Source organism: Streptomyces sp. SID3343, from assembly GCF_009865215.1.
Taxonomy (GTDB): domain Bacteria; phylum Actinomycetota; class Actinomycetes; order Streptomycetales; family Streptomycetaceae; genus Embleya.
Genome location: NZ_WWJX01000038.1, coordinates 1 through 14820, shown reverse-complemented (window position 1 = coordinate 14820; position 14820 = coordinate 1). Strand labels below are relative to the sequence as shown.

13 protein-coding genes and 1 pseudogene are annotated in these 14820 nt (G+C 70.7%); 5 read left to right on the top strand and 9 right to left on the bottom strand.

Annotated features, from left to right (window positions below; all coding sequences use genetic code 11):
- Both GT354_RS01285 and GT354_RS01280 read right to left on the bottom strand, forming a co-directional pair.
- A partial coding sequence (locus GT354_RS01285; RefSeq protein WP_161354272.1) for a serine/threonine protein kinase occupies positions 1-1911 on the bottom strand: 1911 nt, incomplete at its 3' end.
- Between the two features lie 97 nt (positions 1912-2008).
- Positions 2009-4894: an AfsR/SARP family transcriptional regulator gene (locus tag GT354_RS01280; RefSeq protein WP_237534259.1), complete on the bottom strand. Its 2886-nt coding sequence runs from the start codon at positions 4892-4894 to the stop codon at positions 2009-2011.
- Between the two features lie 494 nt (positions 4895-5388).
- Here GT354_RS01280 and GT354_RS01275 point away from each other — a divergent pair, with 494 nt between their 5' ends.
- Positions 5389-5625: a hypothetical protein gene (locus tag GT354_RS01275; RefSeq protein ID WP_161354270.1), complete on the top strand. Its 237-nt coding sequence runs from the start codon at positions 5389-5391 to the stop codon at positions 5623-5625.
- Between the two features lie 73 nt (positions 5626-5698).
- Here the strand turns inward: GT354_RS01275 and GT354_RS01270 are convergent, their stop codons facing one another.
- Positions 5699-6502 (bottom strand): TauD/TfdA family dioxygenase, encoded by an 804-nt coding sequence (locus GT354_RS01270; protein WP_161354269.1) that lies wholly within the window; start codon positions 6500-6502, stop codon positions 5699-5701.
- A 93-nt stretch (positions 6503-6595) separates the two neighbouring features.
- On the opposite strand from GT354_RS01270, the gene GT354_RS01265 reads away from it, so the two are divergent.
- Positions 6596-7381, top strand: a complete 786-nt coding sequence (locus GT354_RS01265) for a helix-turn-helix domain-containing protein (protein ID WP_346011783.1) — start codon at positions 6596-6598, stop codon at positions 7379-7381.
- A 13-nt stretch (positions 7382-7394) separates the two neighbouring features.
- On the opposite strand, the gene GT354_RS01260 is transcribed toward GT354_RS01265, so the two are convergent.
- The 4 genes and pseudogenes from GT354_RS01260 to GT354_RS01250 form a co-directional block, all read right to left on the bottom strand.
- The gene (locus GT354_RS01260; protein WP_161354267.1) at positions 7395-7958 is read right to left on the bottom strand and encodes a YbaK/EbsC family protein; all 564 of its coding nucleotides are present in this window, start codon (positions 7956-7958) and stop codon (positions 7395-7397) included.
- 137 nt (positions 7959-8095) lie between these two features.
- Positions 8096-8221, bottom strand: coding sequence for a hypothetical protein (locus tag GT354_RS56275; RefSeq protein ID WP_346011784.1), 126 nt, complete (start codon positions 8219-8221; stop codon positions 8096-8098).
- A gap of 41 nt (positions 8222-8262) precedes the next feature.
- Positions 8263-8391: pseudogene (locus GT354_RS56270) on the bottom strand (DUF1330 domain-containing protein); the annotation flags it as partial.
- 152 nt (positions 8392-8543) lie between these two features.
- The gene (locus tag GT354_RS01250) at positions 8544-9506 is read right to left on the bottom strand and encodes a zinc-binding dehydrogenase (RefSeq protein WP_161354266.1); all 963 of its coding nucleotides are present in this window, start codon (positions 9504-9506) and stop codon (positions 8544-8546) included.
- A 192-nt stretch (positions 9507-9698) separates the two neighbouring features.
- Here GT354_RS01250 and GT354_RS01245 point away from each other — a divergent pair, with 192 nt between their 5' ends.
- From GT354_RS01245 to GT354_RS01235, 3 genes are all read left to right on the top strand, one after another.
- Positions 9699-10328, top strand: coding sequence for a TetR/AcrR family transcriptional regulator (locus GT354_RS01245; RefSeq protein ID WP_161354265.1), 630 nt, complete (start codon positions 9699-9701; stop codon positions 10326-10328).
- Positions 10329-10452: 124 nt separating this feature from the next.
- Positions 10453-11091 (top strand): DJ-1/PfpI family protein, encoded by a 639-nt coding sequence (locus tag GT354_RS01240; RefSeq protein WP_161354264.1) that lies wholly within the window; start codon positions 10453-10455, stop codon positions 11089-11091.
- Positions 11092-11290: 199 nt separating this feature from the next.
- The gene (locus GT354_RS01235) at positions 11291-12262 is read left to right on the top strand and encodes an aldo/keto reductase (RefSeq protein WP_161354263.1); all 972 of its coding nucleotides are present in this window, start codon (positions 11291-11293) and stop codon (positions 12260-12262) included.
- A 247-nt stretch (positions 12263-12509) separates the two neighbouring features.
- Here the strand turns inward: GT354_RS01235 and GT354_RS01230 are convergent, their stop codons facing one another.
- Positions 12510-13538, bottom strand: a complete 1029-nt coding sequence (locus GT354_RS01230; RefSeq protein WP_161354262.1) for a LacI family DNA-binding transcriptional regulator — start codon at positions 13536-13538, stop codon at positions 12510-12512.
- A gap of 123 nt (positions 13539-13661) precedes the next feature.
- Positions 13662-14546, bottom strand: a complete 885-nt coding sequence (locus GT354_RS01225; RefSeq protein WP_202511418.1) for a hypothetical protein — start codon at positions 14544-14546, stop codon at positions 13662-13664.
- Between the last annotated feature and the right edge of the window lie 274 nt (positions 14547-14820).

The window sequence follows — 14820 nt, the reverse complement described above, 5'->3', positions numbered from 1 at the left end:
GTTCGCCTCGTCGTGGCGGCCAAGATCGGCCAGCACCCACGCGATGCCCGCGTTGCCGCTGTGCAGGCCGGGAGGCGTGTCCCGGCGGTGGCGCAGCGAGTTGTGGGCGAGTCGGCCCAGGACGGCCGGGTCCACCGCGCGACCGGTCACGCGCAGGGCGTGCAGGACACCGGCGGTACCGTGCGCGACGCAACGGACGTTGGAGGCGTAACCGAAGCGGGTGGTCGGGTAGACCGGTTCGGCCCCGGGAGACGCCATCGCCGCCAAGGCGTCTGCCGTACGGTCGCGCAGTTCCCGCAGTCGGCCCACGGGATCGTCGGCCACCTCCTCGGGAGTGGGCAGGGTCGCCGGCGACGGCGGGGCCGTGAAGCGGGTCGCCGCCCGCCACAACCGCTCGGGCGCCGGCGTGGGCCGGGAAACGCCGTCCTGCCACAGATGCCGGTTCAGGTGGGCGATCGCGCCCGGTTCGCGGTCGAGGACGTGGTGCATCGGGCCGAAGAGCAGAAGTCGGGCGATGCGGGACAAGCCGTAGTCGTCGATGTGGTACGGATCGGCTCGGGCGCGTTCGTCGTCGGTGGGCGGAGGCGGCCGATCCGGGAAACGGCCGGGCGGGCCCGGCAGTTCGTCGATGCGGCCGGCCGCCTCGAAGTCGACGAGCCGTACCGTGTCGGCCGCGTCGACCCGGACGTGGTCGGCGCTCAGGTCGACGAACACGTAACCGGCGTCGTGCAGCGCGTCGATGCGGGCGACGATGTCGGCGAAGATGTTCAGGCAGCGACGGTGATAGTCGAGTTTGCGGTCGTGGTCCACCTCGCGGTGATGGTGGTCGTCGATGTGGTGGTGGTCCTGGTAGGCGGTGGGACGAGTCCCGGGAAGATGACGACGGACCCAGCGTGGCAACGACTCGCCGGGAAGCGATTCGGTGATCAGGAAGCCGTGTTCCCACCGCTTGAGGAAGGCGACCGGCTTCGGCGCGATCCCGGGGAGTTTCTCGTCGAGGTCGCACAGCGTCGCGTACTCCCGGGTGAGACGGGCGAGCGCGGTGCTGCCGTCGAAACGCAGCCCGCCGTGGCGACGCGCCTCCTTGACGAAAACGTCGTGCCCGTCGCTCTCCCGCCGCGCGACGTAGGCGCCGCCGCCGTTGGAGTGGCGGATCAGCCGGGTGAAGGTGAACCCCTCGAAAGACACCTCGCCGTCGGCGCGAACGGGCCCTCGTCCGCCGATGTTCGCGGCCCCGTCCCGCGGGCTCGGCACGCGCTCGTCGGCGCGTGGGGGCAACCGGTCCTCGCGAAACGGGTCCACGACGCCGTCGGGGAGGGCGAAGCAGACACCCTGCCCGTCGGGCACGAGGCGGCCTCGACCGTCCGGTACGAGATGTTCCCTGGTGCCGTCGGGCAACAGCCGTGGGATCTCGACGAACGCGCCGTAGCGGTAGGCCACCGCCATCGAGCCGCAATAGCGCCGGTTGCCCGGGACGTAGGGCCCCGACTCGCCGTCGAGGGCGGCGGCGAGCGCGACCATCAGCCGGCGCGCCGCCGCCTCGTGCGGCGGATACGCCGCGATGAACGTACCGCCGCTCGGCCCGCCCGCGGGCGGGCCGTGTTCGTGGTGCAGCCACGTGTGGAAGAGCGCGTTGTCGAGGTATGCGAACGGCGCGCCCTGCGCCACACACACCGCGGACGCCGCGCTCAGCACGTGTTGGGCCCGCTGCGAAGTCGCCGAGACGTGCACCTTCCAGCCGTGCGTCGCCGCGATGCCGCCGGGCGGCAGGCACACGTTCCACAGGGCTTTCGGTACGTGCCGCCAATCCGCCGGGAGGGCACAGCTCTCGTATCGCGTTCCGGTCTCCGCGGCTTCCTCGATCGGCCGGTAGAAGTCCGGGTCGGCGAGCAGAAAGGGCAGCTGATCCATGCCGGGCCTGTCACGAGATGGGACGTTGTGGCGATGATTCGAGCAGCTCGGTTTGCGCCGGTCGCCCCGGCACTACCGATCGGACCCGCACGCCGGCTCAGCCGTGGGCGCCGCTCGCTCCGGTCGCCCCCGCCGTCGCGTGATCGAGCAGGGCGTGCGCGGTGTCGATGGCCGCGGTGTCGCCGAGTTCGTCGGCCAGGGTCAGCGCGGCCTGGGCCGAGGTCGTGGCCGCGCCGATGTGACCGGCCGCCGCCCGGGTCGTGGCCAGGCCCAGGAGCGCTTGGATGCGGTGCATCCGCAGGCCGTGCAGCGCGCACAGGTCGACGGCCTCGGTGTAACGCGCGGCGGCCTCGTCGAGGCGGCCCAGGGTGTGCAGGGCACGGCCCATCACGATCAGCGGCAGGGCGCTGTCGTTCACGTTGCCGTCCATGCGGCGCATGGTGAGGGCCACCCGGCTCTCGTGCAGGGCCAGTTCGGGCTCGTCCGTGGTCAAGTGCGCCTGCGCCGTGCGCAGCACAGCCATCGCCTCCTCGACGGAATTGCCGTCGGCGTGCGCCTTGGCGCGGGCCTCCGTGTAGTGCGCGATCGCCTCCTCCGGGAGGTTCTGCGCCGCGCACACCAGACCGAGCAGTTGCATCAGGTAGTACTGCGGGGTGACCTGCATCGCGGGCGGTACGGCCAGTGCGCGCTCGATGTGCATACGGGCCGCGTCCAGACAACCGGTCCTGGTGTACGTCACGGCCAGGAGGGTGTGCGCGGTGACCGCGAGCACCGAGTCGGCGAACGTCCGTGCCAGCCGCAGCAGTCCGTCCGCGAGCGCCTCCAGCGTGCGCCACAGGAACCCGGCCTCGGCGAACGGTACCAAGGCGGACAACACGCGTCCCACCGTCCGCGCGTCCGCGACCGTCACCGACGCCCGATCGGGGTGCACGAGTTGCTCGGCCACCGCGAGGATTCCGGCCAGCTCGGTGCCCACCCACTGCCTGGCCTCGTCGGCTCCCGCGAACGGTGCCCCGGGCCGTCCGCGCGGGTCGATCAGGTCGGGCAACCGGTTGTTCGGCAATTCCGCGCGTAACGCGTCACCCAGCCTGGCCAGGTGGAACGCGGCCAACCGGGCGAGTATCGCATCGCACTCGTCGGGAGGGTCGATCCGCTCGGCGCGCTCGCGGGCGAACCGGCGCAGCAGGTCGTGGTAGCCGTAGCGGCCGGGTTCGCCCGACTCCATCAGCCCGGCGTCGACCAGGGATTCGAGGATCTCCTCGACCCACTCCTCGTCCATCTCCAGGGCCGCCGCAGCGGCGTCCGACGAGATCTCCGCCACCCGCGCGACCGCGAGCAGGCGGAACACCCGAGCGTGGGCGGGTTCCAGCGGCGCGTAGCCGAGTTCGAACACGCCGTCCGTCGCGAGAAAGCCGTCGCGGGGCTCGGTCAGCCGCGGCCCGTCGGCCAGCCGGGCCACGAACGCGGCCACGCTCCAGCGCGGGCGCGCGGTGAGTCGGGCCGCGGCGATCCGTACGGCGAGCGGCAATCGGCCACAGACGTCGACCAGTTCACGCGCGGCCCGCCGCTCGGGACGGGAACGGCCGATGCCGACGATGTCCTCAAGCAGGGCGAGCGCCTCGTCCGCAGCCGGCACGTCGAGCGCGAACCGCCGCGCGGGCAGGCTCGAAATCGCGGTACGCGCGGTCACCAGGACCGCGCACCGCGCCGTACCCGGCAGCAAAGCCTCGACCTGCTCGACCGCGTGCGCGTTGTCCAACACCACCAGGACGCGCCGGTCCGCCAGCCGGGACCGGTACAACGCGGTGCGCTCGGCGGTGCCGTCCGGGACGGCCTCGGCCGCGACCCCCAGGGCCACCAGGAACCGGCCCTGGACGACGTGTGGATCGAGTGGATCCCCACTGGACCCGCGCAGGTCGACGTACAACTGCCCGTCGGGGAAGCGGTCGCGCACCGTGTGCGCGACGTGTACCGCGAGGGTGGTCTTGCCCACGCCCCCCATGCCGTGCAGCACGCACACGACCACCGCCGTACGGTGGTCGTGCGCGCCGGTCGTCAGCACCCGGCCCAACTCGGCGACCACGTCGGCCCGTCCGGTGAAGTCGCGGATGTCGGGCGGTAGTTGGGTGGGCCTGGGTCCGCGACTTCGTCCGAGAAGCGGATCCTTGGGCCGGCTGGGGGAAGGGATGAACGGAGTGGGAGCGGCAGGCGCGAGCGCCGGATCGGCCCGAAGTATCCTTTGATACATCGCGGTCGGCTCCGGGCCCGGTGCGACGCACAGGTGTTTCGCCCGCTCGTACGCGGCCAATGCCGCCGCAGGTCGGCCGCAGCGATACAGGGCCAGCATCTCCAGCGCGCGCAGACCCTCGCGGGCCGGGTGCGCGTCGACGAGCGTGGCCAATTCGGCGACCACGTCGTCGTGCAGACCCAGGTCCAGGTCCGCGGCCAACCGCGCCTGAACGACCGTCAGGCGCCGTTCGGCCAACAGTTCGCGCTGCCGTTCGGCGTAGCCGCCGGGAACGCCCGCCAACGGCGGGCCCGTCCACAGGCCCGACGCGGCGTGCAGCAGCCGAGCCGCGGTGCGTACGTCACCGACCATGCGAGCCCGACTCGCGTCGGCCGCCAATCGCTCGAACTCGTCCAGATCCAGGTCGAGTTGAGCGGATCGTAGGCTGTATCCACCCGACAGCGACACCAGCAGACGCGGGGTGCGCGGATCGGTCTCCAGGGCCGCACGCAGGCGCGAGACGTGATTGCGCACCGCCGACGTCGCGCTCACGGGCGGGTTCGAGCCCCACACGCCCCGCACGAGCTCCTCCACCGGAACCACCTGACCCCGGCGCAGCGCCAACGCCGCGAGCACGGCGCACCGTTGCGCCGGCCCAGGATCGATTCTGCGCGTGCCCCGCGAGGCTCGCACCGGCCCGAGGACCGCGACCCGCAGCCTGTTCAACCCCACCGCCCCTTGCTCACACCGGCCCATCCCCCTCGGGACGAGCCGCCCTCGATACGGACAGTGCTCGATACGAACAGCGGCACTGTACAAACAGTCGATTCCACGCGTGGTGGAGCCCGACCGGGCCTCTATCCGTTGTTGCACGTTATCCGGAAATGGCGAAGAAGTGATGCGAGTGGACAAGGATCACTCCAACGGACTGTCGAAGACCCGACCGGCCGCGGAACTCGCATGCCCGTAAGCGACGTTCGCCCGCGCCTCGAAACCCGACCGTCGCGGCGGCGCGGCGAAGCCCGGCGCGGACCCCAACCGGGCGCCGGCGGGGCCTTGATCGCGGGGGCGGGTGGCGGCAGTGCCGCGACCGGGCTCTGCGCGCGGCGGTCGAGCGGAGGCTGCTTCGCGGTCGGGATCGGGTCCTTCGCCGAGCGCCTCCGGCCCGACATCCGCCGAACGGGTGCAGTCCGACCGAACCGCCCGGAGCAGCCTTGCCCAGGGCCGGTCCGCTCCGGACCATGCGGTTCATGACACATTGCGAAGTATGCGGCAACGACTACGACCTGGCGTTCACCGTGGAGACCCGAGACGGCGCGCGGCACGTCTTCGATTCGTTCTCGTGTGCCATCCACCGGATGGCGCCGATCTGCGAGCACTGTCGGGTGCAGATCATCGGCCAAGGCGTCGAGGTCGCGGGCCATTGGTACTGCGGCGCGCACTGCGCCCGCTCGGACGGGAAAGTGGGCATCGTCGACAGGGTCTGAGCCCGAAGTCCGGCTCCGAGTGGATCTCGCTGCCGGTCGTCTGCCCGGTGATCGGTGGTCGGTCTGCCATTGCTCAGCGCGGGATGTCCCCGTCCAGGACGATGCGGTGCATCACACGCGGTTCGTCGTAGTCGTAGGCCGCGTAGTGCTGGGTGCTGCGGTTGTCCCAGAGGGCGACGGTGTTCTCGGTCCAGCGGAAGCGGCATTGGAATTCGGGACGCGTGACGTGCTCGAACAGGAAGGGGAGCAGCAGGTCGTTCTCGCGCTCGGTGAGGTCGAGGATGCGCGTGGTGAACACGCGGTTGACGTAGAGGCAGCGGCGCCCGGTGACCGGGTGGGTGCGGACGACCGGATGCCGCGCGGGCGGCAGCGCTTCCCGGTCGGCCCGGCCGCGGTGGGACGAGGACTTGGTGAAGTCGTGTTCGGCGGACAGGCCGTCGAGCAGGCGGCGCAGCGGCTCGGACAGGGCCTCGTACGCGGCCTCCATGTCCGCCCACAGCGTGTCGCCGCCGAGCGTCGGCAGCTCGACCGACCGAAGCATCGTCGCCATCGGCGGGGCGGCCATGAACGTCGCGTCGCTGTGCCAGATGTCGGCGTTGGCCACCTTGGGGCCGGGGCCACCGGTCGCCAGCACCATCACCTCCGGTACATCGGGCGCGGGCGGCGCACCGAAGGGGAAGTGCTGGGGCGTGCCGAACCGGGCGGCGAAGTCCCGTTGCTGATAAGGCGATATCGGCTGGTCGCGGAAGAACAACACCTGATGGGTGTGCAACGCGTCGACCAGTTCGGCGATTGCCGCGTCGGGCTGTGGCTCGCGCAGGTCGAGGCCGGATATCTCGGCACCGATGGTGGGCGTGAGCGGGGCGATGTGAAACACGAGACCTCCGGATGGACAAGAACCGCCGGGGACGTGAAGCCGTTAAGACATCCCGTCTTACTTCCCTGAGACAGAATGTCTTACAGTGCCGGTGTGGATGTCAAGGAGGAGCCGCCGCGTCGGCCCGAGAGCCGTAGTGAGACCGCCCGAGCGCTGATCCTGTGCGCCGCGGAGCGGCTGTTCGCCGAGCGCGGCATCGAGCACGTCTCGCTGCGCGAGATCGGCGCCGCCGCCGGGCAGCGCAACAACTCGGCGGTGCAATACCACTTCGGTACGCGCGAGGAACTGGTCCGAGCCCTGTACGAGGACCGACTCGCCCCGCTGGATCGCCGCCGCCGCGAACTACTCGAAGGTCTCGAAGGCCTCGAAGGCTTCGAACGACCCGAACGACCCGAACGACCCGAACGACCAGGGGGTGACCCGGGCGACCAGGGCAAGGCGGGTGAGCCGGGAGCGCTCGGCTCCTCGGACGGCTCCGACGCCTCGGACCGGGCCCTGCGGGCGCTCGTCCACGTCTACCTCGCGCCGCTGGCCGAAGCCGTCCGCGACGCCGGTGAACCGACGTGGTACGCGCGGTTCGTCCAGCGCTTCGCGATCGGTGGCTACGTCGTCGACCCGCCCTTGGACGCGTCGCTCGTCGCCGGCATGCGTACCGGTCTCGACCTGATCGACGCGCAGCTGACCCGCCGTCGGCTACCGCCCCCGGTGCGGGCCGAGCGGATGCGGCTGATGACACTCCTGATCACCGCCGCGCTCGCCGACGCCGAACGGCGCCTCGCCGAGGGCGAACCGCTGCCGTTGCCGTTCGACGTGCTGACCGACAACCTCACCACGTCGGCCGTCGGCCTGCTGACCGCGCCGCACTCCGGGGCGACCTGAGGCCGTCAACCCGTCAACCCGCCAGGCCGACCAGTACGTCGGCGCCCGGGAGTTGGGCCAAGGCGCTGCCGGGGAGGATCAGCTTGCCGCGCCGCCGGCCGCTGCCGACGAGGACGAACGGCGTACGGGCCACGGCCTCGTCGATCAGAATCGGCCACCCGGCGGGGAGCCCGACCGGTGTGACGCCGCCGTACTCCATGTCGGTCTCGGCGACGACCGTCTCCAGCGCGGCGAAGGACGCCTTGCGCGCACCGAGGTGTTTGCGGACCGCGGTGTTCACGTCGACCCGGGTGTGGGCCAACGCCAGGCACGCGACCAGGGTCGTGGCCCCGCCGCGCTTGGCGGCGACGACCACACAGTTCGCGGACGCCTCCGGCGGCACGTCGTAGGCCGCGCAGAACACTGCGGTGTCGGCCTTGTCGGGATCGGTGTCCACGTACAGCACGGACTCGGCCGCCTCCCGCGGCTCCCACGTACGCAGGGCCTCGGCCACGGGAGCGGCGAGGAGGTCGTCTACCGTCAGCGCGGGTCGGACGGTTGTGAAGTTCCCGAACGGGGAGCGCACCTGATTGCTCATGGGGCGGACCCTAAGCCATCGCCCGCCCCCCACTGCCCGGCCCCACTGCCCCCCGTCGCGCGGGGCCGGAGGATCGGTTCGCGGCGGCCGACGCACCGGGGGCCGGACGCGGCGAACCTCTCCGGCAGCCCTGCCGACTACGGAACGGGCCGCGTCGGGAGGGTGAAGCCCTCGGGTTGCGAGCCCTCGACGAACAGCATCCGCACGTGGGCGGCGTTCCTGCGGATCTCGCGGGCCTGTCGGTATTCGGGGAGTCGTACCACTCACGAATCCGGTCCATGTCGGGGAACTCGATGACCAGGAGCCGGGAGAAGTCCCAGGTGCCCTCTACGGGTTCGGGCGTGGGGCCTGCCACGAGGTAGCGACCGCCATGGCTGAGGACGGACGGCTGGGCGACGACGGCGTAGGCCAGGCCCGCCTCCTGATCGAACACGTCGACTGTGACGATGGGTAGGCGGTCACAGGCTTCTCGCCACCAGCCCCAGGACACCTCCCGGTCCGATCTCAACCCGGACTACGCCGCGAAGATCCGGTGGACGTGGACGAGCAGATCGGGGCAAGGCCGCCCGGCGTGGGTGTCCTCGACTACGGGGTCAGCACGATTCTGCCGAAGACCTCGCCCGCATCCATCTTTTGGTGCGCGAGCACGGCCGCGTCCAAGGGCAGCACCTCGTGTACCACCGATCGGATCTCGCCCCGGCTCGCTGCCGCGAGGTGTTCGCCGCGAACGGCACGCCGGTCGGCCCCGGTGACGGTGGCTGCGCTGAAAGCGGCGAAGGACAGCGACTTGCGGAACTCCGCCATGATTCTCGTGCCGAAATCCGCCGGTGGTTGGCCCGCTACGGCGCCCACGGCCACCATCCGGCCGTTCGGGTTGAGCCTGTCGAAGAACGACGGCAGGTCCGGGCCGGCCGCCACGTCGATGATGACGTCATAGCCTGCTGGAGCCTGTTCCCCTCCTTCGCCGGAACGGTCCAGCACGTGGGTCGCGCCGAGACGTCGCAACCGCTCGCCGCGCTCGGCCGAGGAGGTGGTGACCGCCACTGCGGCGGCGCCGCCACGAGCGGCGAGTTGCACTGCCATGATGCCGATGCTGCCGGCCGCGCCACGCACCAGAACCGTCTCCCCGGGAGCGAAGTGGGCGTGGCGGAGCCCGAAGTGGGCCACCACGCCGGAACTGCCGAGGGTCACCGCGTCGACCACGGAAAGTCCTGTGGGCAGCGGAAGGATCTCCTCGACCTGCGCGAGGGCCTGTTCGACGTAGCCTCCGCCCGTGCCGGTGGAGGCCCACACACGTCGGCCGATCCACGCGGGCTCGACACCGTCACCGACCGCGGTTACGGTGCCGGCCACCTCGCTGCCCGGGATGTGGCCTTCCTTGAAGCCGTACGCGGCCAGGGCCCCGCTTCGGAGCACGGTGTCGACGCCGCCCACGCCCACCGCCTCGGTGGCGATGAGCACCTGTCCGGCAGCAGGTACGGGAGTCGGCAGGTCGACCGCGGCCAGACCTTCGGGGCCTCCATACGTTCGGATCACGATGGCTTTCAATGTGGTCTCCCGTGTACTCGGACCGATCAGTGCGGTCGCGCTCGGAACCCGCTGCCGAACGTCGTCGACGGCGGGAGGGGTTTCACGGCGCGGCCGGGGCCTGTCCGGATGCTGTGCGCGCCGACGACCGCGATGAGCTGCTACGTCTCGAACGGTAACGGACGCTCCCGTCCGTTTGGATAAAATGAGAGCATGGTCGATCGTTTGCCTCACTCCCTGCGCTCGGACGCGCTGGACAATCGCGAGCGCATCCTCGACGCGGCCCGAGCGCTGTTCTCCACCGACGGACTGAACGTGCCGATGCGGGAGGTCGCGCGACGCGCAGGAGTGGGACCCGCCACGTTGTACCGTCGTTTCCCCACCAAACAGATGCTGGTCACCGAGGCCTTCGCGGACCAGTTGCGCGCGTGTCGCGCCATCGTCGACGAGGGGTGTGCGGATCCCGATGCGTGGCACGGGTTTTGCCTGGTGATCGAGAAGATCTTCGAGCTGCACGCGCGTGATCGAGGTTTCACCGAAGCCTTCATGTCGACCTACCCGGGGATGCCGGACGTCGCAGGCCGCGAGTACACGCTGAAAGCAGTCGCCGGACTTGCCCAACGAGCCAAGGACGCAGGGCACTTGCGGCCGGATTTCGTCCTGGACGACCTCATCCTCGTCTTCATGGCCAACAAGGGCATCCACACCGGATCGGCCGCCACCCGGGTCACGGCTTCCCGGCGCTTCGCAGGTTTGGCGATCCAGGCGTTCGAAGCCTGCCCTCGGCACGCGCCGCTACCACCAGCGGCACGACTGGCGTTCGCACCGCCGGACGGCGCCTGAGCGACCGTGGACGAGCGGCATCCGCGCTCGACACGAACCGCCGAACCTGTGACCGGAACCGCCGGCCCCGATGTCTGTCCGACTCCGAACGCGAGCTGACGGCTTGCGGATTAGGCTGCGCCACATGGACATCGTGATACCGCTCTTCCAGCGCTTCGAACCGCTCGACGCGATCGGCCCGTACGAGATTCTGGCGTACGTGCCCGGGGCGAAGGTGCGCTTCGTCGCGCCCGAACCGGGCGTGATCACCGACGTGTTGGGGGCGCTGCCGGTCGAGGTGCGCACGCGCTACTCCGAGGTCGAGTCGTGTGACGTGCTGCTGGTTCCCGGCGGGGGCGGCACCCGGGAGTTGATCGCCGACCCGGAGTTTCTCGCGTGGGTGCGCCGGATCCACGCCGGCACCCGGTTCACCACGTCGGTCTGTACCGGGTCGCAGGTGCTGGGCGCCGCCGGGCTGCTCGACGGGCTCACCGCGACCACCCACTGGGAAGCGGTCGCCGATCTGGAGGGCCACGGCGCGGTGTACACGCCCGAGCGGGTGGTCCGGCAGGGCAAGATCATCACCTCGGCCGGGGTCTCGTCGGGCATCGACATGGCACTGCAACTTGCCGCGTTGCTCACCGACGAGACCACCGCGCAGGCGATTCAGCTCTATACCGAGTACGATCCGCAACCCCCCTTCGACAGCGGGTCGGTGGCCAAGGCGCCGGCCGCGGCGCTCAAGCGGGCCCGCACCCTGGACGAAGAGCGACGCCGAGGCTGACGGCGGTGCGGCGGTGTCGCGGTTCCTGCCCACCGAACCACCGCCGACCGCCAAGCCCGCCGCCGCCCGCCGCCGTCCGGTACCGCCTTGCACCGGCACCCCCCACCCGGCCGTGAAGCACCACCTCGATCGGGCCGGCGCGTCCGAGAGTTACGATCCGGATGCGGGACACATGCGTCGACGAGGGGAACGAGCGGGCGTGGAATACATCAAGTTGGGCGCCACCGGGCTGGACGTGTCGCCGATTTGCCTGGGCGGCATGAGCTACGGCGAGTCCGACCGCGGCAACCACACGTGGACGCTGGACGAGGAGACAAGCCGGCCGTTGATCCGACAGGCGATCGAGGTCGGGATCAACTTCTTCGACACGGCCAACGTGTATTCGGCCGGGTCGGGTGAGGAGATTCTCGGTCGGGCTCTGGCGGACTTCGCGCGCCGTGACGAGATCGTGCTCGCCACCAAGGTGCACGGCCGGATGCGGCCCGGGCCCAACGGCGGAGGGCTGTCTCGTAAGGCGATCCTGGCCGAGATCGACAACAGCCTGCGGCGACTCGGGACGGACTACGTCGACCTGTACCAGATCCATCGCTGGGACGGCCGGATGCCCGTCGAGGAGACGATGGAGGCGCTGCACGACGTGGTCAAGGCGGGAAAGGCCCTGCACATCGGCGCGTCGTCGATGTACGCGTGGCAGTTCGCCAAAGCCCAATACACCGCCGAACGGCACGGCTGGACGCCGTTCGTGACGATGCAGAACCACCTCAACCTCCTCTACCGCGAGGAGGAGCGGGAGATGCTGCCGTTGTGCGCGGACCAGGGTGTCGGGGTCATCCCGTGGAGTCCGCTGGCCCGAGGCCGGCTCGCCCGCGGCTGGGGCGAGAGCAGTGCGCGCAGCGAGACGGACGAGTTCGGCAAGACGCTGTACGGCGAGGCCGATCGGCCCATCGTCGAGGAGGTGGGCCGGATCGCCGACGCCCGCGGCGTCACGCGCGCCCAAGTCGCCCTCGCGTGGATCGTCGGCCACCCGGATGTGACCGCCCCGATCGTCGGCGCCACCAAACCGGGCCACATCGAGGACGCCGTCGCCGCCCTGACCCTCAACCTCACCGAGGAAGAGATCCGCCGCCTCGAACAGCCCTACACTCCGCGCCCCGTCGCCGGCTTCGCCTGACCCTCCCCGGCCCCGGGCCGGCACCCGGGGCCGAACGGCTCGGCCTGCGTCCGGCACGGTGTCGCATCACACGGAACGGCTCGGCCTGCGTCCGGCACGGTGTCGCATCACGGGGAGTTCGCGACTTCGGCCGGGCGGAAAGGGCTCGCGTGCCCACCACCGACCGGATTCCTGCGGCCGTGTGATCGGGGTGGGGAGGAAGCCGGACGGTCGGCCCTCGATCCCACCGTCGGCAGACCGCGATCCCTCACCCGTCGATTGGGCCCACGGTCGACTCCCGGGCCACCAACTCCGGTTGGAACACCACCTGTCGGTGGACGTGTCCCTCCGGGTCGTCGCACTCGTCGAGGAGCAACTCCGCAGCCGTGCGGCCGAGTCGCAACGTCGGTTGGCGGATCGACGTGATCGGGACCGCCGATGCGGCCGCGAATTCGATGTCGTCGTAGCCGACGATGGCCACGTCCTCCGGGACGCGCACGCCGGCCCTCAACAGTTCGCGCATCAAGCCCATCGCCAGGAGGTCGTTCGCGCAGAACACCGCCGAGGGCAACGAGTCCGTGCCCGAGGCCAGGAGTACGCGGGCCGCCTCGGCGCCCGAGCGCGCGTTCATCCCGGGCACGATCACGTCGCGCACGGAGGGGCCGAGGCGAAGTCCCGCCGCCTGTACGGACTCGCGCATGCCCTGGCGTCGGTCGGCACACTGGCGAATCGTCAACGCACCGGATACGAAAGCGAATTCGCGATGCCCGCGCGCCACGAGGTGGGTGGCCGCGAGCCGTCCGCCCGCCACGTCGTCGACCGCGACCGAGCACAGGTCGTCGCGAACGCCGGTGTGATCGAGCAGCACCACGGCCACCCCGCGCTCGCGCAACTCGTCCACCGGTAGCCGGGAGTCGTGCGCCGGGGTGATCAGGACCCCGCGTACCCGTTGTTCCTGGAGGACCCGCAGGTAGCGGTCCTGCTTGGCGGCGGAGTCGTCCGAGTTGCACAGGATCACCACGGCTCCGGACTCGCCCGCGACGTCCTCCACGCTGCGCGCCACGTCGGTGAAGAACGGGTTGGCCACGTCCAGCACGACCAGACCCAGCGCGTTGGTCCGACCCGAGCGCAGCGAGCGCGCGGAGTCGTTGCGGACGAACCTGAGGCGTTCGATGGCGTCGAGTACCCGTACCCGGGTCTGCTCGGCGACCAGGTCCGGACGATTGAGCACGTTCGAGACGGTGCCCACCGAAACGCCGGCCTCGCGGGCGACTTCCTTGATGCTCGTGGACGCCATGGGACCGATCCGGTTCGTACAACACTGCGCGACCGCCTGACGGACGCCTCCGTTTTCCACCCTACCGGGAGGCGGTCCACCAGGTCCGTCTGCCGGACCGCGCCCGGCGGCTTGCGAGGCGCCTCACCATCCACCGCCGAAGAAGGCGGCGAGCGCCGCCCTCGAATCCGCTGCGGTGGTCGTGTTCGCGACCACGACAACGATCACGGCCAACGAGGACAACGCCGCGAGAGTACCGAACGAGCCGAACACGCGCCTCGTTCGTCGGTCGGACGACTCTGTACGGGCGAACCTCCGCCACCACACCACGCTCATGCCGACGAGCACGACCGCCACCACCGCGGCGCATACCGCCATTGCCACGTGATACCGGGCAAAGTCGTCGATCATCACGTGCAGAGCCGGGGGAGTCGGCTCACTCGTGGTCGAGTCGCCGGCCAGTCGCCGCCTGACTTGGCCGAGCGTGACGGACAGTTCTCCGTCGGTGGCACCCGTCGGCAGCGTCGACAACAGCGAGGCGAAGGGCGCAACGGCCCCCTGGACGTTGGCCGTCGTCACCACCAACGCGAACAGCGCGAGCAGCGTGGTGAGGACGCCGGTCGACGCGAGCACCACTCGCCTTGCCGCCCCCAGACCGCCGGCCCTCAGGAACGCCCGCCAAAGGAGTACGGCGAACACAACGAGCACGGTCAGCAAGATCGCCGCGATCACGGCCTTGACCACGTGGAAACGGAACCAGTAGTCGACAACCCGATCCATGTCCGGGTTGAAATCCTCGTCGCCGGACGCCCAATACTCGACGAACGCCTTGCGGAAGGAGGGGCCGAGATTGCCCTGTTCGACGGAGCCGGCGCCCGATCCACGGTGCGCCAGTGCGGGCGGGGCGACGAAGAGAGCCACGAAGAGAGCGACGACGAGGGCCGCGGCGTACGCGACGAGCGCTGCGGGTGCGGCGAGTCCGCGACCGGGGACACCAGCGGATCGTGACGGAACCACGGTCCTGCGCAACGTGGTTCCTTCGGCTCGATCGCGGTTGTGGGCGGCGCGTTGCCCCGCCGGTCTGCCTGCGCCGGTCGAGAGGTTTCGCGCAGTACGCCGATTCGGCTCAGCCACGCGACTCGCCCCCGGCCGGTGGAAGACCCGATCGCCGGGGAACGGGAGGACGGAGTGGTCGGCGGCAACGGGGCGGTGGCCCGACCGCGGTCGGCGGGGCCGCCGCGCCGAGGCGGGTGGCCGGCACGAAGGGGCGGGTGGTGCGTCGGGCCCGGATCAGCTGCCGCGG